The 26,241-nt window shown below is 69.5% G+C and carries 25 protein-coding genes and 1 riboswitch; of the genes, 14 read left to right on the forward strand and 11 right to left on the reverse strand.

Going from position 1 to position 26,241, the window contains the following annotated elements; translation table 11 throughout:
• Positions 1 to 125: 125 nt before the first annotated feature.
• The 6 genes from BLW75_RS28330 (at position 126) to BLW75_RS28355 (ending at position 9,792) form a co-directional block, all read left to right on the forward strand.
• Positions 126 to 3,098, forward strand: coding sequence for a patatin-like protein (locus BLW75_RS28330; protein WP_034308207.1), 2,973 nt, complete (start codon positions 126 to 128; stop codon positions 3,096 to 3,098).
• Between the two features lie 223 nt (positions 3,099 to 3,321).
• Complete coding sequence (ectA, locus tag BLW75_RS28335; protein WP_034308209.1) at positions 3,322 to 3,813, forward strand: diaminobutyrate acetyltransferase; 492 nt, start codon at positions 3,322 to 3,324, stop codon at positions 3,811 to 3,813.
• A gap of 38 nt (positions 3,814 to 3,851) precedes the next feature.
• A complete protein-coding gene (gene ectB, locus BLW75_RS28340) occupies positions 3,852 to 5,102 on the forward strand; it encodes a diaminobutyrate--2-oxoglutarate transaminase (protein ID WP_034308211.1) in 1,251 nt (416 codons plus the stop codon).
• Between the two features lie 32 nt (positions 5,103 to 5,134).
• The gene (locus BLW75_RS28345) at positions 5,135 to 5,524 is read left to right on the forward strand and encodes an ectoine synthase (protein ID WP_007033454.1); all 390 of its coding nucleotides are present in this window, start codon (positions 5,135 to 5,137) and stop codon (positions 5,522 to 5,524) included.
• Positions 5,525 to 5,549: 25 nt separating this feature from the next.
• Positions 5,550 to 6,449 (forward strand): ectoine hydroxylase, encoded by a 900-nt coding sequence (gene thpD, locus BLW75_RS28350; protein WP_034308213.1) that lies wholly within the window; start codon positions 5,550 to 5,552, stop codon positions 6,447 to 6,449.
• A gap of 553 nt (positions 6,450 to 7,002) precedes the next feature.
• The gene (locus BLW75_RS28355) at positions 7,003 to 9,792 is read left to right on the forward strand and encodes an AfsR/SARP family transcriptional regulator (RefSeq protein ID WP_034308216.1); all 2,790 of its coding nucleotides are present in this window, start codon (positions 7,003 to 7,005) and stop codon (positions 9,790 to 9,792) included.
• 277 nt (positions 9,793 to 10,069) lie between these two features.
• Here the strand turns inward: BLW75_RS28355 and BLW75_RS28360 are convergent, their stop codons facing one another.
• The 6 genes from BLW75_RS28360 to BLW75_RS28385 form a co-directional block, all read right to left on the reverse strand.
• The gene (locus tag BLW75_RS28360) at positions 10,070 to 10,720 is read right to left on the reverse strand and encodes a hypothetical protein (protein ID WP_034308219.1); all 651 of its coding nucleotides are present in this window, start codon (positions 10,718 to 10,720) and stop codon (positions 10,070 to 10,072) included.
• A 161-nt stretch (positions 10,721 to 10,881) separates the two neighbouring features.
• Complete coding sequence (locus BLW75_RS28365) at positions 10,882 to 11,766, reverse strand: hypothetical protein (RefSeq protein ID WP_034308221.1); 885 nt, start codon at positions 11,764 to 11,766, stop codon at positions 10,882 to 10,884.
• Entirely contained in the window at positions 11,763 to 12,239 is a 477-nt protein-coding gene (locus BLW75_RS28370; protein WP_034308223.1) for a DUF6932 family protein, read from the reverse strand. Before BLW75_RS28370 ends, BLW75_RS28365 begins: the two co-directional genes overlap by 4 nt.
• 91 nt (positions 12,240 to 12,330) lie before the next feature.
• Positions 12,331 to 12,759: a hypothetical protein gene (locus BLW75_RS28375; RefSeq protein ID WP_034308226.1), complete on the reverse strand. Its 429-nt coding sequence runs from the start codon at positions 12,757 to 12,759 to the stop codon at positions 12,331 to 12,333.
• A gap of 7 nt (positions 12,760 to 12,766) precedes the next feature.
• On the reverse strand, positions 12,767 to 13,483 hold the full coding sequence (locus BLW75_RS28380) for an OmpA family protein (RefSeq protein WP_241783425.1): 717 nt from the start codon (positions 13,481 to 13,483) through the stop codon (positions 12,767 to 12,769).
• A 258-nt stretch (positions 13,484 to 13,741) separates the two neighbouring features.
• Positions 13,742 to 14,581, reverse strand: coding sequence for an SGNH/GDSL hydrolase family protein (locus BLW75_RS28385; RefSeq protein WP_034308229.1), 840 nt, complete (start codon positions 14,579 to 14,581; stop codon positions 13,742 to 13,744).
• A gap of 272 nt (positions 14,582 to 14,853) precedes the next feature.
• On the opposite strand from BLW75_RS28385, the gene BLW75_RS28390 reads away from it, so the two are divergent.
• Entirely contained in the window at positions 14,854 to 15,537 is a 684-nt protein-coding gene (locus BLW75_RS28390) for a DUF3159 domain-containing protein (RefSeq protein WP_034308231.1), read from the forward strand.
• Positions 15,538 to 15,621: 84 nt separating this feature from the next.
• On the opposite strand, the gene BLW75_RS28395 is transcribed toward BLW75_RS28390, so the two are convergent.
• Together BLW75_RS28395 and BLW75_RS28400 are read right to left on the reverse strand one after the other, a co-directional pair.
• A complete protein-coding gene (locus BLW75_RS28395) occupies positions 15,622 to 16,596 on the reverse strand; it encodes an N-acetylglucosamine kinase (protein ID WP_034308234.1) in 975 nt (324 codons plus the stop codon).
• Complete coding sequence (locus BLW75_RS28400) at positions 16,593 to 17,636, reverse strand: SIS domain-containing protein (RefSeq protein WP_034308663.1); 1,044 nt, start codon at positions 17,634 to 17,636, stop codon at positions 16,593 to 16,595. The genes BLW75_RS28395 and BLW75_RS28400 overlap by 4 nt, the downstream gene beginning before the upstream one ends.
• 140 nt (positions 17,637 to 17,776) lie before the next feature.
• Here BLW75_RS28400 and BLW75_RS28405 point away from each other — a divergent pair, with 140 nt between their 5' ends.
• Positions 17,777 to 18,532 (forward strand): GntR family transcriptional regulator, encoded by a 756-nt coding sequence (locus BLW75_RS28405; RefSeq protein WP_005160527.1) that lies wholly within the window; start codon positions 17,777 to 17,779, stop codon positions 18,530 to 18,532.
• A gap of 91 nt (positions 18,533 to 18,623) precedes the next feature.
• Positions 18,624 to 20,135 (forward strand): MFS transporter, encoded by a 1,512-nt coding sequence (locus BLW75_RS28410; RefSeq protein WP_034308236.1) that lies wholly within the window; start codon positions 18,624 to 18,626, stop codon positions 20,133 to 20,135.
• A 58-nt stretch (positions 20,136 to 20,193) separates the two neighbouring features.
• Here BLW75_RS28410 and BLW75_RS28415 read toward each other — a convergent pair whose 3' ends face one another.
• Entirely contained in the window at positions 20,194 to 21,132 is a 939-nt protein-coding gene (locus BLW75_RS28415) for a threonine ammonia-lyase (RefSeq protein ID WP_034308238.1), read from the reverse strand.
• Between the two features lie 149 nt (positions 21,133 to 21,281).
• On the opposite strand from BLW75_RS28415, the gene BLW75_RS28420 reads away from it, so the two are divergent.
• The gene (locus BLW75_RS28420) at positions 21,282 to 21,989 is read left to right on the forward strand and encodes a hypothetical protein (protein WP_034308240.1); all 708 of its coding nucleotides are present in this window, start codon (positions 21,282 to 21,284) and stop codon (positions 21,987 to 21,989) included.
• Positions 21,990 to 22,072: 83 nt separating this feature from the next.
• Here the strand turns inward: BLW75_RS28420 and thiE are convergent, their stop codons facing one another.
• On the reverse strand, positions 22,073 to 22,738 hold the full coding sequence (gene thiE / locus BLW75_RS28425; protein ID WP_034308242.1) for a thiamine phosphate synthase: 666 nt from the start codon (positions 22,736 to 22,738) through the stop codon (positions 22,073 to 22,075).
• 30 nt (positions 22,739 to 22,768) lie between these two features.
• A riboswitch (TPP riboswitch) is annotated at positions 22,769 to 22,876 on the forward strand.
• Between thiE and thiO the strand changes: the two genes are divergently transcribed.
• From thiO to BLW75_RS28445, 4 genes are all read left to right on the forward strand, one after another.
• Positions 22,870 to 23,940 carry a glycine oxidase ThiO gene (thiO, locus tag BLW75_RS28430; RefSeq protein WP_034308244.1) on the forward strand — a complete coding sequence of 357 codons (1,071 nt, stop codon included), beginning with the start codon at positions 22,870 to 22,872 and terminating at the stop codon, positions 23,938 to 23,940. It overlaps the preceding riboswitch by 7 nt.
• Positions 23,940 to 24,140 (forward strand): sulfur carrier protein ThiS, encoded by a 201-nt coding sequence (gene thiS / locus BLW75_RS28435; RefSeq protein ID WP_007033436.1) that lies wholly within the window; start codon positions 23,940 to 23,942, stop codon positions 24,138 to 24,140. Before thiO ends, thiS begins: the two co-directional genes overlap by 1 nt.
• A 1-nt stretch (position 24,141) precedes the next feature.
• The gene (thiG, locus tag BLW75_RS28440; protein WP_034308247.1) at positions 24,142 to 24,900 is read left to right on the forward strand and encodes a thiazole synthase; all 759 of its coding nucleotides are present in this window, start codon (positions 24,142 to 24,144) and stop codon (positions 24,898 to 24,900) included.
• A 110-nt stretch (positions 24,901 to 25,010) separates the two neighbouring features.
• Positions 25,011 to 25,445 (forward strand): MarR family winged helix-turn-helix transcriptional regulator, encoded by a 435-nt coding sequence (locus BLW75_RS28445; protein ID WP_034308250.1) that lies wholly within the window; start codon positions 25,011 to 25,013, stop codon positions 25,443 to 25,445.
• On the opposite strand, the gene BLW75_RS28450 is transcribed toward BLW75_RS28445, so the two are convergent.
• A complete protein-coding gene (locus BLW75_RS28450; protein ID WP_034308252.1) occupies positions 25,423 to 26,220 on the reverse strand; it encodes an ion transporter in 798 nt (265 codons plus the stop codon). The genes BLW75_RS28445 and BLW75_RS28450 overlap by 23 nt on opposite strands.
• Positions 26,221 to 26,241 lie beyond the last annotated feature (21 nt).

Below are 26,241 nucleotides of genomic sequence, written 5' to 3' on the forward strand. Positions count from 1 at the left end.
CCCTCCAGACACGCCAAACCGCCCGGCCGCGGGGACCTTGCCCTTCCGGGCGCACCATCGGCGGTACCCGGGGTCCTCCGTCCGGTCTAGAGTGCCCCCTGCACAAAGCCTTGGGGAGGGCGCACATGGCCGACGCGGGGAGCCCGTGGCCGCAGGAGATCCGGCTGGCGATGACCATGGTGGGCGGGGCGAGCCTCGCGGTCTGGATGGGCGGGGTCGCCACCGAGACCTCGCATCTGCTTCAGGCGTCGAGAACGCCGGAATCGAAAAGCCCGTACCGGGCCCTGCTCGATCTGCTCAACGCCACCGTCTCGCTCGACGTGCTCACCGGCACGAGCGCGGGCGGCATCAACGCGGCGTGCCTCGGGCTCGCCGAGGCGTTCCGGTCGAGCCCGCAGGTGCTGCGAGACACGTGGATCAGCACGGGGTCGCTCGACAATCTGATCCGCGACCCCGGCGAGAAGGAACCGCGGTCGCTGCTCGACGGCGACAAGGTGCTGCTCGGCGATCTCAAGGACGCGTTGCACCGGATCACCGACAAGGCGACCGTGAAACCCGACTGTCCCGACATCACGGTGCTGCTCACCGGCACGATGATCGACGGCGAGACGACCAGATTCGACGACGCGCTCGGCAACCTGGTGCGGGACACCGAACACCGGCTCCTGTTCCGCTTCGACGGTCCTTTGTGGACGGATGATGTGGTCGGCCCGCTCGCGCTCGCCGCGCGGTCCACCGCGTCGTTCCCGGGTGCCTTCGAACTTTCCCGGATGCCGATCGGCGAGAGGACCGGACCACTGCATCCGGACATGACGAAGTACACCGACGTCACGCGGTCGCATTGGCTCACCGACGGCGGCGTGCTGCTGAACAAGCCGCTGCGGCCGGCGTTGCGGGAGATCTTCGAGCGGCAGTCGCATTCGGACGTCCGGCGGCTACTGCTGTACGTGGTGCCGACGTCGGAACGCGAGGCCGAGCGGGTCGCGGTCGATCCGGAGCGGCCGCCGCTGCTGGGCAGCGCGCTGAGCAAGGTCGTCGGCACCGTGCTGAGCCAGACGATCAGCGCCGAGCTGGAGGACCTGACCAGGCACAACGACGCCGTCGTCCGGACCAGGGGGACTCGCGTTTCCCTTGCGGCGATGGGGGTTCGCGGCGGCCCGGGCTCGCTGGTCGACCAACGGCTGATGAACGACTACCGCGACCGGCGGGTGCAGGAGGACGCCACCGCGCTCGTCCGCGAGGCGACCCGCAGGCTCTCACTGTCCGATGTGGAGGATCAGGGCCGTCAATGGGCGTCCGGCACGGCGGCGCAGCTGCGCGCGGCCGCGGCGGCCGGGCTGCGGGACGGCCTGCCCGCCGAGCCGCCGAAGGACACCTGCGAACTCGTGGATCTCGTCGCCTTCCGCACCACCGCGCTCGACGATTCGGTCGCCACCGGGCTGCAACTGGTGAACGCGGGCTTCCGGCTCGACCCGTCGCCGGAGCAGGCCGTGCAGCTCAATCGTTGCCGGGTGCTGCTGCACGAAGCGCGGCACAGGGCCGCGCGGGGGCAGCGGCTCGCGGGCTGGATCACCGAACAGGAGCCGCCTGCCTCCGACGTCACACTGGCGGCCTGGATCGAAGGCCTGGCCAAGGACTGGGCCGCACTCGGCCGCTCGGAAACGCTGAAGGAGGCGTGGCCGCTCGTCGTCGCCGCCCTCCGGCAGGCCACGCCGATCCTTTTGCCGCTGGCGCAGGCGAAACCCGGCACCGAGGCCGCCGACACGGTCAGCACGCTCCTGGCCTGGACGGGGCTTACTTCGGACGACAAGAGCGCCGGTGATCCCGTCGTCACCTCGCGGCTCGTGCGCCTGCACATCGCGACCCGGGGGCTGCTCGCGCAGCCCCCGTCGGTCGACCAGCGGGTGGATCTCGTCCAGGTGAGCGCGGATTCGCGGACGCTGCTCGACATGAAGCGTCGCCGTTCGTGGGACAAGCTCACCGGGATGCAGGCCGACTACTTCGGCGCGTTCTACAAGGCGTCCTGGCGCGCGAACGACTGGATGTGGGGCCGGGTCGACGGCGCGGGCTGGCTCGTGCAGTGCCTGCTGGACCCGAAACGGCTGCGCCTGCTGCGCGACGTCGTCGGACGGGAGGCGTTCCGGACGCGGGTGCGGGACACCTTCAAGGCGATCGGCTGGCGGCAGCCAGGTACGGAAGACGGTCTCTCCCAAGAGGAAGTGGACGCCCTGCGCGCGCAATTGGCCGGGGAGCTGGCTTTCCTCGGTCTCGACGGCGAACTCGCCGACGTGGAAACCGAAGCCGCCCTGCCGATCAGCATGCCGGTGACGGCGATGGTGCTCGCCAGGGTGCGGCAACTGGAGATCGCCCGCGAAGAGCTGCCGTGTGTCGGCCTCCACTGCGGGCACGACGCGAAAACGGCCAAGGGGAACGGGAAACCGTCGGAGCGGTTCAGGAAGCTCGTCGAGAACGAGCCCGAAACCGACGAGCAGACCCAGCGCGCGTTCCAGGCGTGCCAGGTCTCCGGCGAACGGTTCGAGCACGAACGCGGGACGATGCTCCTGACCAAGACGCTGGTGAAGGCCGGCGCCGCCGGGCTCAACGCGGCCGCCGGGGCGACGCGGGTACCGAAGTCCGTCCAGCCGGCCGCGACCTTCGCCAAGGCCGCCGGGCGCAGCGCGTGGTGGATCACCCGCGGTGCGGCCACCCTGCCGTCGCCGTGGAACGTGCTCGCCGCGCTGATCACCGTCCTGGCCGGGTTCGTCCTCGGTGGACAGGGCGGCCCCGTCCTGCAGTGGGTCGGCGTGCCGGTGGCCGCGGGCGCCATCGTGTTCCTGGTGGTGAGCCTGATGACGTTGCGCAAGACGTGGCGGATGGTGCTCACCGTGCTGGGTGTGCTCGTGGTGGCGGCCTTGCTGTTCGCCGCGTTCCTGCCGCCGGTGCGCGACCCGCTGTTCGGCTGGCTCGGCGACGTCGTCGCGGGCTGGCGGCGCGGCGAGGCGCCGGTCTGGTGGCTGGTGGTCTGCCTCTTGCTCGTGCTACCCGCCATCTGGACGCCGCTCGGTTCGCTCGGGGGTCGCAAACGGCGTCGTGAATAGCCGAACCGGGCGTCGAATAGCGCCCTGAGCCTGCGACGAAGCGGTAACGGTTGGTATCGTCACATGCGGTGAGACCGCGGCGAAGCGGCCTTACCCACAAGTGCTGCGCTTCAAACGTTACCGTTACCTTTGTCACGTGTGTTTCAGGGTTGTTGCAGGTAGCCGCGTTGCCGCCGTCGCGCTGATCTGACCGCGCCCGAATCCTCCGGTACGTTTCTTGGACATGTCCGGAAAGCACTTGATCGAAAATCCGACCAAGGCAGACGGTGCCGCGCTCTGGAGAATCGCCCGCGATTCGAAGAAGCTGGATCTCAACACGCCTTACGCCTATTTGCTGTGGTGCCACGATTTCGCCGACACCTCGGTCGTCGCGAAAGTCGACGGGACCCCGGTCGGCTTCGTGATCGGATACCGCAAGCAGGACACCGGCTTCGTCTGGCAGGTCGCCGTCGACGCGTCCCAGCGAGGAAAAGGCCTGGCCGGAGCCCTGCTCGACGAGCTGTTCGGCCAGTTGACCGCCCAGGGCGTCCGGTACCTCGAAACGACGATCACCCCGGACAACGAGGCTTCGATCCGGTTGTTCGCCTCGTTCGCCAAGCGGTGGGACGCCACCGTGGAACGCCAGGATCTGTTCTCCGCGACGGATTTCCCGGCCGAGGAAGGAACGCATGAGCAGGAGGACCTGTATCGAATCGGTCCGCTCGGCAGTCAATAGAACGTAAATCCGGGGATCTCAGGGAGAAAGAAAACGTGATGAGCATTTTCGAGGAACTCGAATCAGAGGTACGCAGTTACAGCCGCGGCTGGCCCGTCGTGTTCGACCGGGCACAGGGGAGCTACCTGTACGACGAGGACGGCAAGGCGTATCTCGACTTCTTCGCCGGCGCCGGCGCGCTCAACTATGGGCACAACAACCCCGCGTTGAAGCGCGCGCTGATCGACTACATCGCCCGTGACGGCGTGACGCATGCGCTCGACATGTTCACGGTGGCCAAGCGGGATTTCCTTCAGACGTTCCAGGAGAAGATCCTCAAGCCGCGCGACCTCGACTACAAGGTCGTCTTCCCCGGCCCCGGTGGCGCGAACGCGGTCGAGGCGGCGTTGAAGCTCGCCCGCAAGGTGACCGGCAAGGAATCGGTCATCAACTTCACCAACGCCTTCCACGGGATGACGCTGGGCGCCCTGTCGGTGACCGGTAACTCGATGAAGCGCGGCGGCGCGGGTGTCCCGCTGGTGCACGCCACCCCCATGCCGTACGACAACTACTTCGACGGCTCCATCCCGGACTTCCTCTACTTCGAGAAGCTGCTCGAAGACTCCGGCAGCGGCCTGAACGAGCCCGCCGCCGTGATCGTGGAGGGCGTGCAGGGCGAGGGCGGTATCAACGCCGCGCGCGTCGAGTGGCTCAAGGCGCTGGACGACCTGTGCAAGAAGCACGGCATCCTGCTGATCCTCGACGACGTCCAGATGGGCTGCGGCCGCACCGGCCCGTTCTTCAGCTTCGAGGACGCGGGCATCAAACCCGACATCGTCTGCCTGTCGAAGTCCATCGGCGGCTACGGCATCCCGATGGCGCTGACGCTGATCCGCCCGGACCTCGACGTCTGGGAGCCGGGTGAGCACAACGGCACCTTCCGCGGCATCAGCCCGGCGTTCGTCACCGCGACCGAGGCGCTGCGCGTCTACTGGAGCGACGACGAGCTGGAGAAGTCGACCAAGGCCAAGGGCGAGCGCATCGCCGCCGCCTTCCAGGGCATCGTCGAGGCGTATCCGGACGCGAACCTGTTCGCGAAGGGCCGCGGCCTCGCCCGGGGCATCGAGTTCGCCAATGGCGACCTCGCGGGCAAGGTCTGCGCCGCCGCGTTCGAACGCGGGCTGCTGATGGAGACCTCCGGCCCCGACGGCGAGGTCATGAAGGTCCTCCCGCCGCTCACGCTGACGGACGACGAGCTCACGAAGGGCCTGTCGATCATCGACGAGGCCGTCGCCACTGTCCTGAACTGACCGCACAACCAGGAACGAGAAGGAGTTTTCCGTTGCTTGTCAGAACACTCGACGAGGTCACCGACACCGACGCCGACATCAAGACCCCGAACTGGCGCAGCAAGCGCATCGTGCTGGCCAAGGAGGGCGTCGGTTTCTCGGTGCACGAGACCACGCTGTACGCCGGGACGGTCAACGACTTCTGGTATGCGAACCACATCGAAGCGGTGTTCATCACCTCTGGTGAGGGTGAGCTCGAAAACACCGCGACCGGCGAGGTCTTCCAGCTGAAGCCGGGCACGTTGTACCTGCTCAACGACCACGACAAGCACCAGGTCCGGCCCAAGACCGAGATCAAGTGCGTCTGCGTGTTCAACCCGCCCATCACCGGCCGCGAGGTCCACGACGAAAACGGCGTGTACCCGCTCGTCACCGAACCGTAGAAAATCGCTCGAGGAGGCGACCGCATTGACGCTGACCGACACCCGAGTCGACGACAGTTACCCGACCCGCATCACGGGTAAGCCCGTACATCTGCCCAGGACGCACCCCACCGTCTGGGGCGCCGAGGCCGACGGTCCCATGGACGCGGCCACGCTCGCCAACCACGAAACGCGTGGTTACACCGTCGTCGACCAGTTGCTGTCGCCCGGCGAGGTCCAGGCCTACTGGCAGGAACTCGTCAGGATGTCCTCCGGGGACCACAGCGGCGACGAGCGCGTCATCACCGAGGCCAAGACCGGTGAAGTCCGCTCCATTTTCGACGTCCACGAGACGAGCGAGCTGATCGCGGAACTCGTCCGGGATCCGCGCGTGCTCGACCGTGCCCGGCAGATCCTCGGCTCCGAGGTCTACATCCACCAGAGCCGCGTGAACTACATGCCCGGCTTCAAGGGCACCGGGTTCTACTGGCACTCGGACTTCGAGACCTGGCACGCCGAGGACGGCATGCCCGCCCCCCGCGCGGTCAGCTGCTCCATCGCACTCACCGACAACTACCCGTTCAACGGCGGGCTGATGGTGATGCCGGGCTCGCAGCGGACCTTCGTGCAGTGCGCCGGGGAAACCCCGGAAGACAACTACAAGAGTTCGCTGAAAGAGCAGCGGGTCGGCGTCCCGAGCGAGGATGACATCACCGCGCTCGCCGCCGAATACGGAATCGACCAATTCACCGGGCAGGCCGGTTCGGCGCTCTGGTTCGATTCGAATGTGATGCACGGTTCGTCGAACAACATCACGCCGTACCCGAGGTCGAACATCTTCCTCGTGTTCAACAGCGTCGAGAACGCGCTGCGGGAGCCGTTCGCCGCGATCGAACCGCGTCCGGCGTTCATCGCGGGCCGCGACTCGACCCCGCTGTCGCGCTGACGAAACCGCAGGTCGCGAAGGCCATGGCGGGGCGCTTGTAGCCGTCGGTGTGCGCCCTGTTACGTTGTCGACACGCGTGCGGGCCAGTGGGCTCGCTCACGTAGGTGTTGTCGACGACCGAACGGGTTCTTCGCTCGGGGTGAGCCCACCCGGACGGACGTGGACGCCGATGTCCGGTGTGGGTCGCGCCCCCAGGCGGCCCAAATCGGATATCTCCCGGCTCCGTGCCATCAGATCGGGACTGATGGCACGGAGCCTTTTCTTTTTCGTGAGGGCCGGACCGCCGGTTTCGGCTCCGTGGCGTGTCGTCCCGCTGGACACGCGTGTCGTCCATCCGATCACGCGCTGCGGGCTTGCCGCCGAAGTCCACAGTGGACGCAAACCGCCCGCTTGGGGAACTTTGTCCGGATCGGGCAGGTCGTGAAGGCCTCCTTCCCTACCCTGAAAGTAGGGAAGGAGGCCTTCACGACCTCGAGCGTCCTGGTTGGCGGCCTCTTCGCGCGGTAGGTTGGCTACTCCGGTAAGGGGAGAGATCGGAGGAGGGGGGCTTGTCATGGGCGAAAGCGGTTCCCCTGCCCGCTTCCAACTCCTCGGTCCCGTCCGGCTCCTCGACGGCGAACGGCCCGTCCCCGTCGGCGGCCCCGGCGTCCGCGGCCTCCTCGCGTTGCTGGCGCTGAAGGTCAACAAGGTCGTCGCGCTCGACGAGATCATCGACGCGCTCTGGGGGCACGACCCGCCCGCCACGGCCCGCACGATCGTCCACGGCAACGTCTCGCATCTCCGGCGCGTGCTCCGGGGCATCCAAAGCGATCATCCGCACGGCGCCCGGATCCTCACCGCGCCGCCCGGCTACCAGCTCACCGTCGAACCCGAGCGGATCGACGTCCACCGCGCCCGGTCCCTGCTGGAGCGGGCTTCCGCGGAAGAGCCGGAGAAGGCGGCCGAACTGCTCACCGAGGCCCTCGCGCTCTGGCAGGGACCCGCGCTCGCCGGTGTGCCGGGGTCGGTCCGCGCTCCCGAACTGGAGGACCTGCGGCTCGCCGTCCACGGCGCCAGGGTCGACGCGGACCTCGAACTGGGCAGGCACGCGGAATTGATCGTCGAGCTCAGCCCGCTCGTCCGGGCGAACCCGCTCGCCGAGCGCACGGCCGGTCAGCTGATGCGCGCGCTCTACCACGCCGGCCGCCGCGGCGACGCGCTCGAGCTCTACCGCACGGTGTCCAGGGCGACCCTGCGCACGCTCGGCGTCGAACCCGGCGCGGACCTGCGCTGGCTGCACGAACGCGTCCTCAACGACGATCTGCCGGTCAAGGTCGCCGCGGAACCGAAGGCCGAGGCGGCGCCCGTCCAGCAACTGCCGCCCGCGGTGCCGAACCTCGCCGGACGCGAGACCGATCTGGCCTGGCTCGACGAACTCGCCGAGCGGGCCGAAGCGGGTGAGACCGCGGTCGGCGTGGTCACCGGGACGGCCGGGATCGGCAAGAGCAGCCTGGTGGTGTGGTGGGCGCATCGCGCGGGCCGCCGCTTCCCCGACGGCATCCTTTTCGCCTCGCTGCGGGGTTTCGACCCGCACCATCCGCCGCTGGAGCCCGCCGACCTGCTCACCCAGTTCCTGCTCGGGCTCGGCGTCCCGGCCGAGGGCGTCCCGGAACAGGTCCACGAACGCGTCGCCCTCTACCGCTCGATGATCGCCGGACGCCGGATGCTGGTCATTCTCGACAACGCCCGGAGCGCCGAGCAGGTCCGGCCGTTGCTGCCGCCCGGTTCGCGGTCGATGACGCTGGTGACCAGCCGCTCCCGGCTCGACGGGCTCGCCGTGTCCAACGCCGCCAAACTGCGGGTGCTCGGCACCCTCGCTCCCGGCGACGCCGTGCGGCTGATCGAGGAACTCGCCGGGCCCGCCGGTTTCGACCTCAACCACGCGCTCGCCCGGCTCTGCGGCTATCTCCCGCTGGCGCTGCGGATCGCGGGTGCCCGGCTCGCCGCCAGCGCGCAGTGGTCCGCGCAGGATCTGGTCGACGAACTCGGCAACGAACGGACCAGGCTGGCCGCCCTCGACGTCGAAGGCCCGGACGACGGTGTCCGCGCGGCGTTCGACGTCTCGTTCCGGGGGCTGCCGCCGGAGGTCGCGAACACTTTCCTGCGGCTCGGCGTGGTCCAGTGCGTTTCGGCCGGTTCGCATCTGACGGCGGCGATCGGCGGGATCACCGTCGCCGAGGCGCGGCGGCATCTGCGGGTGCTCGCCGCGCACAACCTGCTCGCCGAAACCGGCCGCGACTCTTTCGTCCCGCACGACCTCGTGCGCTTGTTCCTCCGTGAACTGGCGGAGAACGAACTCGACGAGACCGACCGGGAGGACGTCCTGTCGCGCTCGGTGCGGTTCTATCAGGCCGTCGCCGACCGGGCCCGGCGCAAGATGCTGCGGATCGTCGACCCGCTCGACTTCACCGGGGCGCTGACCGACGCACAGACGCCCCCGCTCGGTTCCTTCGACGAGGCGCAGGACTGGTTCACCGCGGAATGGGAGAACCTGATCGAGGTCCTCGAAGCCGCCCGTGCCGCCGGACGGCACGACGACGTCTGGCGGCTGGCCAGGGTCGCGCACACCTATCGCGCGGTGTACCCGCTGCTCGACGAGTGGACGCGGCTGGTCGCGATCGGGCTGGAGGCCGCCGAGCGATCCGGCGACGTCCTCGGCCGGTGCTGGATGCTGATCTCCCGCTGCGCCATCGCGCTCACCTTCGAGCTGCCGCAGGGCTGCCTCGCCGACGCCGAACGCGCGCTGGAACTCGCGACCGCGATCGGCGACGACCGGCTGATCGTCTCGGCGAACATCCATCTCGGCTCCGCGCTGACCCTGCTGGGACGGCACGACGAGGCGATCAGGACGCTGCGGCGGGCGGTCGAGGAGACCGAGCGGACCGGCGATCTCGAATTGCGCGGCCAGGCACTCAACAACTGCGCCGAGGCCGAAAAGCGGGCAGGCCGGTTCATCGAGGCGATCGGGCATCAGGTCGCCTCGCTGGACATCGACCGGACCCTCGGCGACGAAAGCTACGTCGTCGTCTCGCTGAACAATCTGGCCGAATTGAGCATGCGGATCGGCGAACTCGCGGCGGCCGAGCGGTACGTGTGGGAAGCCGTGGATTTGACGATCAGCAGGCGGTTCGTCCTTCAGGAGGGCGTCCTGCGGCTGACGCTGGGCCGGGTGCTGCGGGCCGGGTCGGATGTGGACGGTGCCCGCGAACAATTCGCGCTCGCGCTGAAGATCCTCGCGGACGTCAATCCCAAGCTCGCCACACTGGTCCGTGCGGAACTCACCGACCTCGACGAAAGTCCGTGAGTGATCCTTAGCGGATTCTTAGTGGCCTCGCCGCGCACGCGCGTAGGGTCCGATTCAGTGTCGATCGAGCCCTAGGGGAGGGGCACGCGGTAGTGATCGGCGCTCGGGCGGCCCGTTCCGGGCCCGTCTGAAGAGCCGCCAGGAGCGGCTCGTGGCGGTCCGGCCGGTGGAGGTGGGGGCGATACCGGCCGGCCGCCAGGCGGCACCCCCGCGTTCCGTCCTCTGGATGCGGTCCTTGCGCGTGCGACTACCGCATCCAGAGGACGAAACGCACGGATCAGCCGGTGCCGGCGGTGCACAGGGCGATGGTCTGGCCCTTGTTCTCCGCCACCTTCTTGCCGTTGACCAGGATCGTGCAGGCGATCTGGTTGCTGACCGTCGAGTTCCGGGTGTCCGCGGTGACGGTGAGCAGGTAGTCGCCCGAGTTGAAGGACGCCGTGCCGCGCCATTCGTCGGTGCTGGCCGGGGTCGTCTCGGTCCGCTGGTCGTTGAGCGAGCCGTACCGGATGGTCGCGCCACCGGAGGCGCTGACGACGAACTCGACGGTGTTCTTGTCCCCGGCGACCGCCGGGACGTGCAGTCCCGACTCGCCGGTAGCGAAGAAACTGGTGTAGACCAGTAACCCGGCCGCGGCCAGAAGTCCGGCGATCGAAAGCGCGAGCCCCGCGATCCCCATTCCCTTCTTGTCCGCTTCACCCTTCTTGATTTTGGTCAAACCGATCACGGAAAGAATCAAACCGGTCACGGCGAGCGGCCATGCGGCGACTCCGGCGACCGGGACGAAGGCGACCCCGAGTGCCGCCAGTCCGACCAGGAAACCCGCGATGACCAGGCCGTTCTTGGGTTTGCGGTGACGTGTTCCGTGCGCGGCGAACCCCGGGCCGTAGCGGGTGGCAGGCGGGTGCGGGAGAGGTGGATCGGTCGGCATACATGCCCTTTCGGAGGGTTCCGTCCGAAGACGTTAACCCATCGTTCGGGGGAATGGCCGAAATTGTTACCTGCCGGAAAAAGTCACCATTCAACGATGATCAAGCGGTCACCGATATTTTCTGACGAGAATTGCGGCATCGCCGAATGTCGGAAACCCGATCACTGATCGAACAGGTTGACTTCCGGGGTGATCTCCAGCAGTTCGTGCACCGGGCGGCCGCGGCGGCCGTCGATGGTCGTGGTGCGCACGACGCGCAGCCGCGCGGTCACCGGCCGGTCCAGATTCTCCTTGATCTCGTCGAGCAGATCCGGCGCGACCGCGCCCTGGATCGTGCCGCCCGATTCGCGTTCGAGATAGAAGATCCGGCGCCGCGTGCGGACGCCGTCCAGCCTGCCGCTGACCGTCTCGTAACCGACGGCCTCACGGGACTCGCGCAGGCTTCCGGACAGGATCCGAGCCTGTTCGGTGGTCATGCTGCGGGTCAGCTCGTCGCCGGCGGTGGGGGTCAGCGCCATGCCGATCCCGGCGTGCTTGCTGACCGCGTTGACGATGTCGCTGACCGCGTTGCGCACGGTGTCGCGCTGCAGCAGCACCGCGTCCAGCGCGCCGTCGTCGGAGCCGTTGGCGGGCAGGAAGTCGCACAGTTCCTTGACCGCGCGTTCGGACAGCGACTCGATCCCGTCGTGGATGAGCGCGTCGTCGAGCGCCGGTTCCGGGAAGCCGAAGAAGATCGCGTTGCCCGCCTGTCCACGCTGGATCAGCGGGGCCTTCTCGCGGTCCGCCGGCTGGACGAAGGTCACCTCGCCCGACGGGTTCCGGATGATGTGCCCGATCTTCGCCGTCGCGTCCTGCAAAGCGCGGCTGATGTCGGAGAAGGTGTACGCGTCCAGATGCGACTCGCCGAGCACGGACACGCGAAGCAGCGGCGACCGTGATGTGCGCTCGAACTTGGCGTACGCGGCCATCGCCGACGCGCGCGCGAGGTCGTCGAGCCAAGTGCCGCCGGGGATCTCGTCGGCGATACGCCGGAATTCGTTCCTCACCAGATCACTTCCGGAATTCCCCTGCCACCCGATGCCCACACTTCTTCCCAGATCTCCTCGTCGCCGGGGCGGCAGAGGAACCCGTCGAGCATGCCGCCGACGGGCTGGACCTGGTCCAGGTACATGGCGGGCTGGCCGACGATGACCCCGCGCAAGGTCAGCAGCCCGTACAGCGCCGAGCGGCCCGTGTCGTCGAGCCGTTTGAGCGCGCCCCATTCGTCCGGGATCAGCACCACGTCGAGCCCGACCGGCGCGTGCGGGGTCCTGGCGGTCAGATCGCCGCCGATCCACGCGCGGCCGGTCGGCATGATCCGCCGGGCCACACCGAGGTAACTGTTCAGCGCGCTGAACAGGATTTCACGGTCGTTCTGGTGCGGCGCGTCGAAGACCAGCCGCTCGTAGACGTCGGCCAGATCGGCGGGATGGCGGCCAGGAGGCAGCAGGTTGTGCGGCGTCCAATAGGGGAGCGCCAATCGGAGCCTCCTTCGTGTGCCGGAGCTCCCGATCGAAGAAACGTACCCGGCTTCCCGCTCACAGTGCGTAGCCGAATTTACCAGGCGAGTGTCAGCCGCCCTGCCCCGGCCGGTGCCCGGCGGGCGGCCAGTCCTCGTCGCTCGGCCAGACGGGTTCGGGTTCGTGACCGCCCTCGCCGTTCCGGGCGGCCGGTTCCGGCGGCTCCGGGTGGTAGGCCCGCACCGGTTCCGGCGTCAGCTGGCCCTCGCGGTGGCCTTCCGCCTCCTGGTCGTACGGCTCGTCGTCGTCCTGGATCCGCGCGGGCGGGAGGAACTGCGTCCGTTCGGTGGAGAGCAGCTCGGGCACGGGTTCGGGCTCCGGCTCGGCCGGGACCGGTGCCGGGCGCTCCGGCTCGCGGGCCACCGGTTCCGCGGCCGGTCGCTCACGTCGTTCGCCGCGCATCAACAGCCAGGTGACGCCGCAGCCGAGGGCGAACGAGATGAGCAGCCAGAGCCAGATCTGCCCGAAGAGCCAGAGCATCAGGCCATCACCTCTGTTCTGCCGTGATGTCGACGCGGCGGCCCTCGCCGCTCGCGCCTTCGGAGTTCCTGCGCTGGGTGGAGTACGCCTGGTCGCGTTTGACCCCGTTGCGTTCGAGCAGCCGCTCGACCGTCAGCGCCCGGTTCAGCGCGAGTTTGCGGTCCGAACCGGTCGCGACCGACCCGGTGATCCGGAATCGCAGTTCGCGGGGCGCGTCCGTGAGCAGCTTCGCGATCTCCAGCGCGCCGCGTTCGCCGTCGGCGGTGAGTTCGGTGGTGTCCGGTTCGAACGTGATCGGCGTGGCCGCCAGCAGGCGGTCGATCTCGGCCTGGAAACCCGCCTTGTCCACCGGCTTGGCCGACGTCGGCGTGGGGCTGGGCGGCGGGCTTGGGGGCGGCCGGCTCGGCGGCTCGCCGCTGGTCGTCACCGGCCCCGCGGGCGGGGCGGTGTCACCGGAGATCTCGACCGTCCGGACCCCGTCGATGCGCTGGATGGCGTCCATCGCCTGTGCGGCCTTGTTCGGCGGGAAGCCGGTGAGGTTCGCGTCGCGGCCGGAGAAGCTCACCTGGCCACCGGAGACGCCGACGTCGGCGAGCGCGTTCTTCGCACGCGCGGTCAGCTCGGCCTCGATGTCGTCGGAGGCCGACCAGACGGTGATCGCCGTCAAGGCGAGCGTGACCAGCAGCGCTGTAGGCAGCAAGCGGCTCCAGCGTGTACCGGGCATGAAGGGACTGTAAGCCGCGCCCGACCGGTTGGCGAACCGGCTTTCAGCACTTCCGGTCCAACGTCCTGCGCTCTTCGCGAGGTACCGCGCACCCGGTCTGGCCTGCGACGTCGCCGCGTTCCCTCGTGGGCCCCGGATGCCGCGCCGGTGTACCGGGCGGTCAGTACATGACCCTTCTGGGTGACACCGTCAAGTACGTGAAGGCCCCCTTCACCGCGCTGGACGCTATGAAGGGGGCCTTCACGTACTTGCCGAGGCTCAGCTCGCGTGGTGGTGGATCTCCCGCAGATCCGTGGCGGGCAGGGTGACGCCCGTCGGCTCGATCTGCTCCAGCGGGAGCAGCGGCGCGAGCTCCGGGCGCTTCGGGGACAGGCCGTCGCCCATGGACTCGCCCTTGAGCTGACGGCGGATCCACGGCAGCAGGTGCGCCTTCGTCCACTCGAGGTCCGAGCGGCGCGACGTGATCCAAGTGCTCGGCTCCTCGGACGCCGGCCACGGCTCACGCCAGTCGTCGGCGACCGGGACGCCGAGGACCTCGGCCGCGCGCAGCGCGATCCGCCGGTGGGCCTCGGGGGTGAAGTGCAGCCGGTCGTCGCTCCAGGCGCGGCGGTCGTGCAGCGGGGCCATCGCCCACATGTCGACCATCTTGGCGCCGTGCCGGTCGGCGATCGCCCACAGATGCGCGTTGTAGATGCCGACCTTCCCCCGCAGGACGTGCATCACGGACAGGTACTTGGTGTCCGGCCCGTTGAAGATGAGCACCGGGATCCCGGCCTCGCGCAGCTTGGCGACCCCCGCCTCCAGCCGCGCGGCGACGGCGTCCACGTCCGCGCCGGGCACGATGATGTCGTTGCCGCCCGCGCACAGGGTGACCAGGTCGGGCTTCACCGCGAGGGCGATCGGGAGCTGCTCTTCGAGGATCTCGTCGAGCATCTTCCCGCGGAGGGCGAGGTTCGCGTACTGGAAGTCGGGCCTGCCTTCGGCGAGGATCTCCGCCAGCCTGTCCGCCCAGCCCCTGAAGCTGCCGTCGGGCAAGCCGTCGTTGAGTCCTTCGGTGAAGCTGTCACCGATCGCCACGTAGCTGTCGAATCCGTACACGTTGGGTCCCCTTCCGTCCGTGTGCCCCCGGTGGTACTTGTACACCACAACCAACAGCCGTGAGCGCCCCTGCAATCCCACCCGGCCGAAACCCTTGGTTCAGCCCGTTGACACAGTCTCTTATTTTGTCGGACGTCCATGCATCTCCATTACGGGGATGTACACTCCTGGGCTGCGTGGATTCCCCTCAAGTGGACGTAAACCGGACACCTCGTGTGGCGAACATCTCCCCGCCCGGGTGTTCCGGCTCATAGATCCGGCAGGCTGTAAGGGTGACCTCACGACCCTCGCGCGAGTCGCTCGCCCAGATCCTCGGCGGGCGGCGAGGCGCCATCGACGCGAGCATCCCGCCCGCGGCCTTCGTCCTCGGCTGGCTGATCGCCGGCCAGTCGATCGCCTGGGGCGCCGGGGTGGCCATCGGGGTGGCGGTGCTGCTCGGCGTGTACCGGGTCGCGCGCGGCGACAAGGCCCGCGCGGTCGTGGTGAGCCTCGCGGCGGTGATCGCCGCCGCGCTGATCGCCCTGCACACCGGCCGCGCCGAAGACTTCTTCCTCATCCAGCTGCTGTCCAATGTGGCCAGCGCGCTGCTGTGGGCGGCCAGCATCGTGGTCCGGTGGCCGTTGCTCGGCGTCGTGGTGGGGCTCGTCATCGGGCAGAAGACCCGCTGGCGCCGTGATCCCGCGTTGCTGCGCGCGTATTCGCGGGCGAGCTGGGTGTGGGTCTTCCTCCAGTACACGCTGCGGGTCGTCGTGTACGGCTCGCTGTGGTGGAGCGGGCAGGTGGTCGCGCTCGGCATCGCGCGGACGGTGCTCTCCTGGCCGCTGGTCGCGGTGACGGTCGCCGTGAGCGGCTGGGTGCTGTACCGCACGCTGCCGCCGGAACATCCCGGCCTGCGGGTGGTAGAGGAGAACGGGGATCCCTCGGATTCCGCGCCCGGCGGGCTGCCCAGGACATAAGGCGGCCCCCGGCGAGGGGGGAGGGTCCGGGGGCCGGGTCCTACGGTACCCGGAGTTCGGCCCCGGAGTCGATGGTTTGGTCTTTCAGGGCTCGTTTTTGGTGTTTTTCCAGGGTGGGACCGGCCGGGGCGCCCCTTCTCCATAGGCGTCGACGGCGGCCAGCCAAGCGGCTCCGAGCACGCCGTCGGTGCTGGTCAGGACCTCGATGCCGTCGAGTCCGGCACGGACCTTCGCCCCCACCGGCCCCTCCGGCGACAACACGCCGCCCACCAGGACGACCGGCGTGTCCTCCCCGGGATCCCGGGCGGCCATGACGTTCGTCACCAACAAGGTGGCCGCGCGGGAGGTGATTTCGTCCGCCGCCGGATCGCCTTCGCGGTAGGCCTCGCTGACGAACGGGGCGAACCTGGCGAGCCGGATCGGCGCTTCGGCGTTGGCGCTCGTGATGAGCGCGCGCCAGAGCGGCGCCCGGTCGCTCGCTCGGTCCACAGCGGACGGTCCGAGCGCTTCGGTGAGCACGGCGCGCGCGAGCGGACCGGGTTCGCCGCCGCGGCCCAGAACATCCAAAGTGGAGCGAACGGCTTCACGGCCGAGCCAGTACGCGGAACCTTCGTCGCCGAGCAACCAGCCGTAGCCGCCGACGGTGGACACCGTCCGCCTGCCCCGGATCCGGCAGGCGATCGACCCGGTGCCCGCCACGAGCACCGAACCGTCCGGCGCGGAAGTCGCCGACGCGTAGGCGACCTCGGGGTCGGGGACCGTCCGCACCGGACTGATCCCCGCGTCCTTCCACGCGGCTTCGAAGATCTCCGCGATCGCCGGATCGCTCAGCTTGCTGACGCCCGCCATGCCGACGACGCACGCCGCGGTCGCGGCCGGCTCCAGCCCGCCGAGCGCGCCGGTGATCGCGCTCGCGATCCGCGCCGCGGCCTCGTGCGGCGGATGGGAATTGGGATTGGCCCCGTCCGCGTGCCCGGTGCCGAGGACGGCGCCGGAGGCGTCGACGGCGATCGCTCGCGTCGACGTGCCTCCGGCGTCCACACCGATGACGTGGGTCACCGGGTCTTGGTCACCTTGAGCAGCCCGCGCGGGCTGTCCGGGTCACCGCCGCGCGCCAGCGAAAGGCCGAGCGCGATCCGCTGGATGGGCAGGATCTCCAGGATCGGGGCGACCTCTTCGGCGGACGGCGCGACACCGATCCGCAGCGCCGCGGGCACGTCGGCCGAAGCGGAGCCGACCGCGAGCACGTCCGCGCCGCGTTTGCCGACGGCTTCGAGGACCTCCTGCATCGCGCCCACTCCGTGTCCCTGGCTCGTCACGGCGAGCACGGCGGTCTCGCCGTCGACCGCGGCGACCGGACCGTGCAACAGGTCCGCGCCGCTGTACGCGCGGGCCGCGAGGTAGCTGGTTTCGGCCAGCTTCAAGGAACCTTCCAGCGCCGTGGCGTAGGAGTAACCGCGGCCCGTGGTGAGCACCCGGTCGACGAAGCGGTAGCGGTCCACCGCGCGCTGCACGCCTTCTTCGGAGCCGTCGAGGGTCTGCTGCGCGAGCTCGCCCAGCTTCTCCGCGTCCGCGCCCTTGCCGCCGCGGACCGCGTCGATCAGAAGGTAAAGCGAAAGCAAGGTGGCCGAGTAGGTCTTGGTGGCGGCCACGGCCTTTTCCAGTCCCGCACCGATGTCGACGCCGAGTTCGGCGGCGGCGCGAAGCGGCGACTCCGGGGTGTTGGTGACCGAGACGGTCAGCGCTCCCTGGCGACGCGCGGTTTCGGTGACCTCGATGAGATCCGGGGATCCACCGCTTTGGCTTACTGTGATGAAGAGAACGTCCCGCAGATCGGGACGGGCGCCGTACAGAGTCGCGGTGGAGGGTGAGACGAGACCGCAGGGGAGACCGAGGAGTACTTCGATCAGGTACTTCGCATACAGGGCGGCGTGGTCGCTGGAGCCCCGGGCGGCGAGGAGTGCGAACCTGGGCGGGCGCTTGGAGATGGCGTCGGCCACCTCGGCGATTTCGGCCTGTCGCTCCACGATTCCTGCCAGAATGGCGGGTTGCTGGGAGATCTCCGCGGCCATGTGCTCGCCGGGGCGCTGTTCGGTCATCTCGTTCCCTTCCACCGGGACGTACTTCGTCCCCCGAGTAGGTCTAGACCAATGCTAGCCCGAATGGACGTTTGTGGTGAAGGGTACGTTTCCTAGCGGGGACGGTGCGCGTTTGAGTGGGAAGGCTTAGGGAGTCGGTCATGTTGGAGACAACCACCGCGAGTGAGGCGGGCGCTACGGCAGGGATGCGCGGGCAGCGCGAACCCAAGTACTGGGCGCTGAAACAGCATCTGCTCGATCTGCTCGACGCGTTGCCGCCCGGCTCGCCGATTCCGACGGAACGGGCGCTGGCGGGGGAATTCACCGTTTCGCGCACCACCGTCCGGCAGGCGCTCGCCGACCTCACCGCCGAGGGCAGGCTCCACCGCGTGCAGGGCAAGGGCACCTTCGCCGCCGAGCCGAAACTCGCGCAGCGCCTGCAGTTGTCGTCCTACACCGAGGACATGCGCAAGCAGGGGCTCAAGCCGTCGTCCAAGCTGCTGGAGATCGACGAACTGCCCGTCGAAGCCGATCTGGCGAAACTGCTCGGAATCCGCGTCGGCGCGAAGATCCTTCGCCTTCGCCGTCTCCGGCTGGCCGATTCGCAGCCGATGGCGCTGGAGACCACCCATCTCCCGCTCGGCCGCTTCCGCGGTTTGCGCAAACACGTTTCCGCAGGTGGATCGCTGTATGCCGTACTGAGGGAGCACTACGGCGTCGAGCTCGAAAGGGCCGAGGAAACGATCGAGACCGCCCTTGCCGGGCCGCACGAGGCGGAGATGCTCGGCGCCGACGTCGGAATGCCGATGTTGCTCCTTTCGAGGCATTCCTTCGCCACCGACGGAAAACCGGTCGAGTTCGCGCGCGCGATCTACCGGGGTGACCGTTACAAATTCGTCACCACGCTGCTTCCCTGACGAGTCAGGTAATTCCGGGAGAGATCGCTTTCCCGGAATTACCGCCGATTTCGCGGTGGCCCGGTCCCGGTCGTCGTGATTCAGTCGTCCCATGACTGACACGGCGGCGGGAATTCGATGGGGGACGCCGGTGGCGCGCGGCGTGCTCGCCACGACGATCGTGGGCTCGGGCATGGCGATGCTCGACGGGACGATCATCAACGTCGCGCTCCCGAGGATCGGCGACGAACTCGGTGCGTCCGTCGCGGGCCTTCAATGGATCCTCGACGGCTATCTGCTCGCGCTCGCCGCCCTGATCCTCGTCGCCGGATCCCTCGGCGACCGCTACGGCCGCCGCCGCATGTTCATCGTCGGCGTCGTCTGGTTCGGCGTCGCCTCCGGGCTGTGCGCCGCCGCGACGACCACCGAGCTGCTCGTCGCGACCCGGATCCTCCAGGGGATCGGGGGAGCTTTGCTCACGCCCGGCTCGCTCGCGATCCTCCAAGCGTCCTTCACCCATGAGGACCGGGCCCGTGCGATCGGTGCCTGGTCCGGGCTCGGCGGCATCGCGGCGGCGATCGGCCCGTTGCTCGGCGGTGTCCTCGTGCAGGTGTGGTCATGGCGGCTGGCGTTTCTGATCAACCTGCCGCTCGCCGCGGTCTGCGTCCTGCTCGCCCGGCGCTACGTGCCCGAGTCCCGCGACGAGGAGGCGACCGGGCATCCCGACTTCCTCGCGGCCGCCGTCGGTGCGATCGGGCTCGCCGGGCTGACCGGCGCGCTGGTCGAGGCACCCGGACGCGGTATCGGTGACGTCGTCGTCCTGGTCGCCATCGTGCTCGGCGTCGCGGGGCTCGGATCGTTCCTGATGATCCAGCACCGCTCGGCCGACCCGCTGGTGCCGCCGAAACTGTTCCGCGACCGGACGTTCAGCCTCGCCAACGCGCTGACCTTCGTCGTCTACGCGGCGCTCGGCGGCGTGATGATGCTGATGGTCCTGCAGCTGCAGGTGTCGCTGGGCTACTCGCCGACCGCGGCCGGGCTCGCCGGGCTGCCGATCACCGTCATCATGCTGCTGTTCTCCGGCCGGTCCGGCGCGCTCGCGCAGAAGATCGGGCCGCGTGCGCAACTGGTCGCCGGCCCGATCCTGGTCGGCGTCGGCATGCTCCTGCTGATGCGTGTCGGGCCGGGGTCCTCGTACCTGGGGTCGGTGCTTCCCGCCGTCGTCGTCTTCGGCGCCGGGCTGGCGACGGTCGTCGCGCCGGTGACCGCGACGGTGCTGGCCGCCGCGCCGGACCGGTACGCCGGCGTCGCCTCCGGGGTCAACAACGCCATCGCCCGGTCGGGTGGCCTGCTCGCGATCGCCGTCCTGCCCGCCGTCGCCGGGCTGTCCGGTGCCGCCTACACCGATCCGGTGGCGCTGACCGCGGGCTGGCGGACGGCGTTGCTGGTGTGCGCGGCGCTGGCGATCGGCGGCGGGCTGATCGCGCTCGGCATCCACAACGGCGTTCTCGACACACCTTCCGACGACACCGCCGAGGAGTCGCCGCACCCCGGCGAATGCCTCCATTGCGGCGTCGACTCACCCCCGACCCACGTCCGCCCCGGCCGACACACGCGTGATTGAAGGCGTAACTCACGAGTTACGCCTCCAATCACGCGAGATACGGCCCCAGTCACGCGAGTTACGCCAAGAGGCCGGCCAGGGTCGCCGGGTCCAGGTTGCCGCCCGAAACGACCGAAACGACCTTGCCCGCTGGTAGCGCATCGTGGTGGGAGAGGAACGCGGCGGTCGCGGTGGCGCCGCTCGGCTCGGCGACCAGACGGGCCCGATGCGCCAGCGTCCGGACGGCCTCCCGGATCTCCTCCTCCGAAACGGTGATGACGTCGTCGAGCACCGCCTGGAGGTGGGCGAAGGTCAGGTCCGACGGCTGGGCGCGCAGGCCGTCGGCGCTGGTGCGCGCCCGTAGGTCCATCGGCCACTCGATCCGCCTGCCCGCGCGCAGGCCCTCGGCGGTGTCGCCCGCCAGCTCCGGCTCGACGCCGATGACCTTCGCGTCCGGCAGGAGGGCCTTGATCGCCGTGCCGACGCCCGAAGCCAGCCCGCCGCCGCTGAGCGGCACGAGCACGACGCCGGCGTCCGGCAGGTCTTCGGCGATCTCCAGGCCGACGGTGCCCTGCCCGGCGATGACGTCGCGGTGGTCGAACGGCGGGATCATGGTGAGCCCCCGTTCCTCGGCGACGGCGAGCGCGGAGGACTCCTGCGCGTCGATGGGGACCTCGATGACTTCGGCGCCGAGCGCCTTGGTGGCTTCGACCTTGGCGCGCGGGGCGACGTCCGGAATGAGGATCACCGCGGGAATACCGAATCGCTTCGCCGAGTACGCGACCGCTTGCGCGTGGTTGCCGCTGGAGAACGCGACGACGCCGCGGGCGCGCTGATCTTCGGTCAGCGCGGCGATCGCGTTGTAGGCGCCGCGCACCTTGAAGGCACCGATCGGCTGGAGGCTTTCCGGTTTGAGCCACAACGGCGCCCACCCTTGTTCCAGCAGCGGGGTGCGCACCGCGACGCCTTTGACACGGCTTGCCGCGTCGCGGATTTCCTCGATCGATACCAGGTTCATACGTCCGATTATGTCAAGGAGTTGTGAGCCGTGGACAGTCCTTTTTGGACAGACGGGGTGGCGCTCCTCACGTGCGGGCAACGCGGGGAGCATCCCGTGCGCCTTATTCGTTAGGACGGGTGAGGACCGACTAGCAGCAGAACGGGATCATGACCAAGGAGAGCACGGAGAAAACCGAAAAGACCGAAAAGCAGGGCCGGATCATCCAGGTGACGGCGGCCGCGATGGCCGCGATCACCGCGGCGCTGCTGGGTTCCACCCTCGGCGTGGCCGGAACGGTGGCGGGCGCCGGGCTGGCGAGCGTGATCACGACGCTCGGCGGCGAGCTGTACCTGCGTTCGCTGCAACGGACGAAGGACGCTGCGCTGAAGGCGCGAGTGGTGCTGACCGTTCCCGCACGCCGCAAGGTGCTCGACCCGGCGGAGCAGGAGACCGTCCGCCTCACCCCGGCGGAGGAGGAAGAGCCGTCCGGGCGGAAGTTCAAACCGCGCTGGGCGGTGATCGCCGGCGTCAGCGTGGTGGCGTTCGCGGTGGCGCTCGTCGCGATCACCGGTTTCGAGGGGGCGACCGGGAAGACTTTCGGCGGCGGAACCGGGACCACCATAGGGAAGATCATCGGCGGCGGCGACCAGGCCCAGGAGCGGCAGGACAAGCACGACACCCCGCCGGCGACGACCCCTTCGGAGACACGGGACAACGAGCCCGAGAAGACGCCGTCGACCACGCCGACCCCCTCGACGACGCCCACCACCACGACGCAGGCGCCCCCGACGACGCAGTCCACGGCGCCGTCGACCTCCCAGGCGCCCTCGACGACCGCCTCGGCTCCGCCTGCCTCGAAGACCCCCGCGCCCTGACCCCCTTCCCTTCCCGCAATTCGGCACCTGATTGCGATGGTTCGCGTTCCGGACTATCGCAACCAGGTGCCGAATCGCGTGAGTCAGGGCAGGGCGGAGCGAAGGGTGCGTGCGGCCGCTTCGGGGTCTTCGGCCTCGGTGATCGCCCGGACGACGACGATTCGCGACGCGCCCGCGTCCAGTACCTCGGGCAACCGCTCGGCGTCGATCCCGCCGATCGCGAACCACGGCCGCGTCGTTCCCAGGCCAGCGGTGGAGCGCACCAGGTCGAGCCCCGGGGCGGACCGGCCGGGCTTCGTCGGGGTCGGCCAGCAAGGGCCGGTGCAGAAGTAGTCCACGCCGGGCTCTTCGGCGGCGGCAGTGGCTTGTTCGGCCGAATGGGTGGACCGGCCGATCACCACGTCGTCCCCGAGCACCCGGCGCGCCAGCGACACCGGGATGTCGTCCTGGCCAAGGTGGAGCACGTGCGCGCCGACCCCGAGCGCGACGTCCGCGCGGTCGTTCACCGCCAGCAGCTTGTCGTGCTTCTCGCACGCCTCGGCCAGCACTTCCAGGGCGGCGATCTCGTGTTTCGCCTCGATCGGGGCACCGCCGGTCTTGTCCCTCAGCTGGATGATGTCGACCCCGCCCGCCAGCGCGGCGTCGGCGAATTCGGCGAGATCGCCGCGGCCGGACCGGGCGTCGGTGCAGAGGTACAGGCGGGCGTCCGCGAGCCGGGCGCGGATCAGCGAACCAGACAGGGTGGGCATGGCGGCGACGGTACTCGCGCGCTACGGTGGGGTGGTCCGCACGGGAGCCCGAGGACGGGCTGAGAGGGAGCCGGGACCGCTCCGACCGTGGAACCTGATCCGGGTCATGCCGGCGCAGGGAGCGTGATTCCATGAAGGAACTTTCGGTTGTCGGCGGCGGGGTCATCGGCCTCTCGGTCGCTTGGCGCGCGTCCGCGCGCGGCCATCGCGTCACCGTGTACGACCCCGATCCGGGGCGCGGCGCGTCGTGGCTCGCGGGCGGCATGCTCGCGCCGGTCACCGAGGCCTGGCCCGGCGAGGAAGACGTCCTCGCGCTCGGCGAAGCGTCCTTGCGGCGCTGGCCGGATTTCGCCCGTGACCTGGCCGAAGAGGGCATCGACCCGGGGCTTTCGCCGCACGGCACGCTCGTCGTCGCGCTGGACAGCGCCGACGCGGGCAACCTCGAAATGCTCGCCGCGTACCTGGCCGAGCTCGGCCGCGAGGTCGAGCGGCTGACCGGTCGCGAGGCCCGCCACGCCGAGCCCGGTCTCGCCGGATCCGTCCGAAGTGGACTCCTGGTGCCCGGGGATCTGGCCGTGGACAACAGAAGGCTGCTGCACGCGCTCGAACACGCCTGCCGCGCGCACGGCGTCGAATTCCGCCGGCAGACCATCACGGACCTCAGCGGGCTGGGCGACGTCGTCCTCGCCGCGGGCGCCTGGACCGGACGGCTGCATCCCGCGCTCGACGGCGCCGTCCGCCCCCTCAAGGGCGAGATCCTCCGCCTCCGGCCGCGACGGGGGTGCCTGCCGCCCCCGAAACGCACCGTCCGCGCGATGGTCGAAGGCCGCCCGATCTACCTCGTCCCTCGCGACGACGGTCAGCTCGTGCTCGGCGCGACCCAGTACGAGGCCGGTTTCGACGAGACCGTCACCGTCCGAGGCGTGCGTGAGCTGCTCGAAGGCGCGGAGCGCGTCTTCCCGGGCCTCACCGAATACGAACTCGTCGAGACCGCTGCCGGGCTTCGCGCGGCGAGTGTCGACACGATGCCCTTCATCGGTGAACTGGGCGAAGGTGTCTTCGCCGCGACAGGTCACCATCGCAACGGTCTCCTGATGGCCCCGGTCACCGCGGACGCCGCGGTCGCCTGGCTGGACGGAGCGCCGTTGCCGGACGAGGTCGCGGCGGCCACGCCGTCGCGGCGAAGCGAGGAGCGGGTGTGATGGAGATCCAGGTCAACGGCCAGTGGCGCGAATTCCCCGACGGCACCACCGTCGAGGGCGTGCTGGAGGCGCTGGGCACGGCGACACAGGGGGTCGCGGTCGCGGTGGACGGCGTGGTCGTCCGGCGTGGCGAATGGCCGGAAGCGGTGGTGCGCAAGGGCGCCAGCGTCGACATCCTGACCGCTGTGCAAGGAGGCTGACATGAACGGTGACGAACTCGTCATCGGCGAGCACAAGCTCTCGTCGCGGTTGATCATCGGCACCGGCGGCGCGGGCAACCTCGCCGTGCTGGAACGCGCGCTGGTCGCGTCCGGGACGGAACTGACCACCGTCGCGATGCGCAAGGCCGACGCCGAAGGCGGCTCCGGCGTCCTCGAACTGCTCCGCCGCCTCGGTATCCGCCTGCTGCCCAACACCGCCGGTTGCCGGACGGCCGCCGAAGCGGTCCTCACCGCGCGGCTCGCCCGCGAAGCGCTCGAGACCGACCTCGTCAAACTGGAGGTCCACGCCGACGACCGCACCCTGCTGCCGGACCCGTTCGAGACCCTCGAAGCGGCCGAACAGCTCGCCGCGGACGGCTTCACCGTGCTCGTGTACACCAACGACGACCCGGTGCTGGCGCTGCGGCTGGAGGAGGCGGGCTGCGCGGCGGTGATGCCGCTCGGCGCGCCCATCGGCACCGGTCTCGGCATCCGGAACCCGCACAACATCGAGCTGATCGTGTCCCGCGCGGGGGTGCCGGTGATCCTCGACGCCGGGATCGGCACGGCTTCCGACGCGGCACTGGCGATGGAGCTCGGCTGCGACGCGGTCCTGCTTTCCACCGCCGTGACCAGGGCCGCGGACCCGGAACGGATGGCGTCGGCGATGCGGGCCGCCGTCACCGCCGGGCGGCTGGCGGCCGGTGCGGGGCGGATCCCGCAGCGGTTCTGGGCGCACGCGTCGAGCCCGCCCCGGTAACCCTTTTGTACGGTTCACGGCCTTGACGGCGAGTTCGCACCGGGAGCCCGTATGGTTGACGGCACCTTTCCGGAGGCGCACCCGCCGCCGTGTACCCAGAGGAGCCAGTGGTGACCACGTCAGCGGTCCAGGACGTTTCGGGCAGGTTGTTCCTGGCGGTGGGCAGGCTGTCCCGGTCACTGCGCCAGGCAGGCGTACCCGGGCCCGGCCACGGCGCGATCTCGGCGCTCGCCACGCTCGTGCACTACGGCCAGCTCCGCCTGGGTGATCTCGCGGCCAAGGAAGGCGTCGCCGCGGCCACCATGTCGCGGATCGTCGCTTCGCTGGTCGAGGCGGGCTACGTCAGCCGTGAATCGGACCCGATCGACAGGCGTGCCTGGCTCGCGGAGGCCACCGAAGAAGGCGCGAGGCTGGTTTCCGGTGTCCGGTCGACGCGGGTGAATGAGCTGGGCAAACGCCTCGAACGGCTGAGCCCGGAGCACCAAGCGGCCCTGGCGGCGGCCCTCCCGGCGCTTGAAGCGCTTATTGCCGACGAAGAGCGCTGACTTCGGCGCGAAGGGCGCGAAGCTCGTCGAGAATCTCCTTGTTCGCCACGGCCTGGGTTTCGGCCTGCTTGGCTTCTTCCTCGCGGATGTCCTGGCGAAGCTCGTCCTCCATCCCGCTGACCACCACGGCGATGAAGAGGTTCAGCACCGCGAAGCTGGACACGAGGATGTAGACCACGAAGAACACCCAGGCCATGGGCGCTTCCTTCATGACCTCCTTGGCGATGTCCGGCCAAGCCTCGCCGGTCATCACCTGGAACAGCGTGAACAGCGAAGTGCCCAGGTCGCCGAAGTTCTCCGGCGAGATCGCGCCGAACAGTTTCGTCGCCATCACGCCCGCGACGAAGATGATCAGCGCGAGGAGCGCGGCGATCGACGCCATGCCGGGGATCGCCGCGAGCAGGCCGGTGACGACCTTCCGCATCGACGGCACGACCGAGATCAGCCGCAGCACCCGCAGGACCCGCAACGCCCGCAGCACCGCGAACGGGCCGGTCGTCGGGACCACCGCGATCCCGACGACGATCAGGTCGAAGATGTTCCACGGGTCTCGGAAGAACCTTCCGCGATAGGCGTAGAGCTTCGCGCCGAGTTCGAGGACGAAGATCCCGAGCGCGATGTAGTCGACCGTGTGCAGCAGCGTCCCGTGTTCCGCGACCATCCTGGTCGAGGTCTCCAGGCCGAGCGTGACGGCGTTGAAGACGATCACCGCGATGATGAAGTTCTGGAAGCGGCGGTCTTCGACGACCCTGGCCACCGTCTCGCGTCCCGTCACGGCGCAGATCGTAACCGGGCG

Origin of the sequence: Amycolatopsis lurida (assembly GCF_900105055.1) — a bacterium.
Lineage (GTDB): Bacteria > Actinomycetota > Actinomycetes > Mycobacteriales > Pseudonocardiaceae > Amycolatopsis > Amycolatopsis lurida.

What these genes read in the sequence shown, in the direction of transcription:
- BLW75_RS28330 (WP_034308207.1), top strand. Translation starts at nt 126, where the DNA reads ATGGCCGACGCGGGGAGCCCGTGGCCGCAGGAGATCCGGCTGGCGATG.
- ectA (WP_034308209.1), top strand. Translation starts at nt 3,322, where the DNA reads ATGTCCGGAAAGCACTTGATCGAAAATCCGACCAAGGCAGACGGTGCC.
- ectB (WP_034308211.1), top strand. Translation starts at nt 3,852, where the DNA reads ATGAGCATTTTCGAGGAACTCGAATCAGAGGTACGCAGTTACAGCCGC.
- BLW75_RS28355 (WP_034308216.1), top strand. Translation starts at nt 7,003, where the DNA reads ATGGGCGAAAGCGGTTCCCCTGCCCGCTTCCAACTCCTCGGTCCCGTC.
- BLW75_RS28360 (WP_034308219.1), bottom strand. Translation starts at nt 10,720, where the DNA reads ATGCCGACCGATCCACCTCTCCCGCACCCGCCTGCCACCCGCTACGGC.
- BLW75_RS28375 (WP_034308226.1), bottom strand. Translation starts at nt 12,759, where the DNA reads ATGCTCTGGCTCTTCGGGCAGATCTGGCTCTGGCTGCTCATCTCGTTC.
- BLW75_RS28380 (WP_241783425.1), bottom strand. Translation starts at nt 13,483, where the DNA reads ATGCCCGGTACACGCTGGAGCCGCTTGCTGCCTACAGCGCTGCTGGTC.
- BLW75_RS28400 (WP_034308663.1), bottom strand. Translation starts at nt 17,636, where the DNA reads ATGACCGAACAGCGCCCCGGCGAGCACATGGCCGCGGAGATCTCCCAG.
- BLW75_RS28405 (WP_005160527.1), top strand. Translation starts at nt 17,777, where the DNA reads ATGTTGGAGACAACCACCGCGAGTGAGGCGGGCGCTACGGCAGGGATG.
- BLW75_RS28410 (WP_034308236.1), top strand. Translation starts at nt 18,624, where the DNA reads ATGACTGACACGGCGGCGGGAATTCGATGGGGGACGCCGGTGGCGCGC.
- BLW75_RS28415 (WP_034308238.1), bottom strand. Translation starts at nt 21,132, where the DNA reads ATGAACCTGGTATCGATCGAGGAAATCCGCGACGCGGCAAGCCGTGTC.
- BLW75_RS28420 (WP_034308240.1), top strand. Translation starts at nt 21,282, where the DNA reads ATGACCAAGGAGAGCACGGAGAAAACCGAAAAGACCGAAAAGCAGGGC.
- thiE (WP_034308242.1), bottom strand. Translation starts at nt 22,738, where the DNA reads ATGCCCACCCTGTCTGGTTCGCTGATCCGCGCCCGGCTCGCGGACGCC.
- thiO (WP_034308244.1), top strand. Translation starts at nt 22,870, where the DNA reads ATGAAGGAACTTTCGGTTGTCGGCGGCGGGGTCATCGGCCTCTCGGTC.
- thiS (WP_007033436.1), top strand. Translation starts at nt 23,940, where the DNA reads ATGGAGATCCAGGTCAACGGCCAGTGGCGCGAATTCCCCGACGGCACC.
- thiG (WP_034308247.1), top strand. Translation starts at nt 24,142, where the DNA reads ATGAACGGTGACGAACTCGTCATCGGCGAGCACAAGCTCTCGTCGCGG.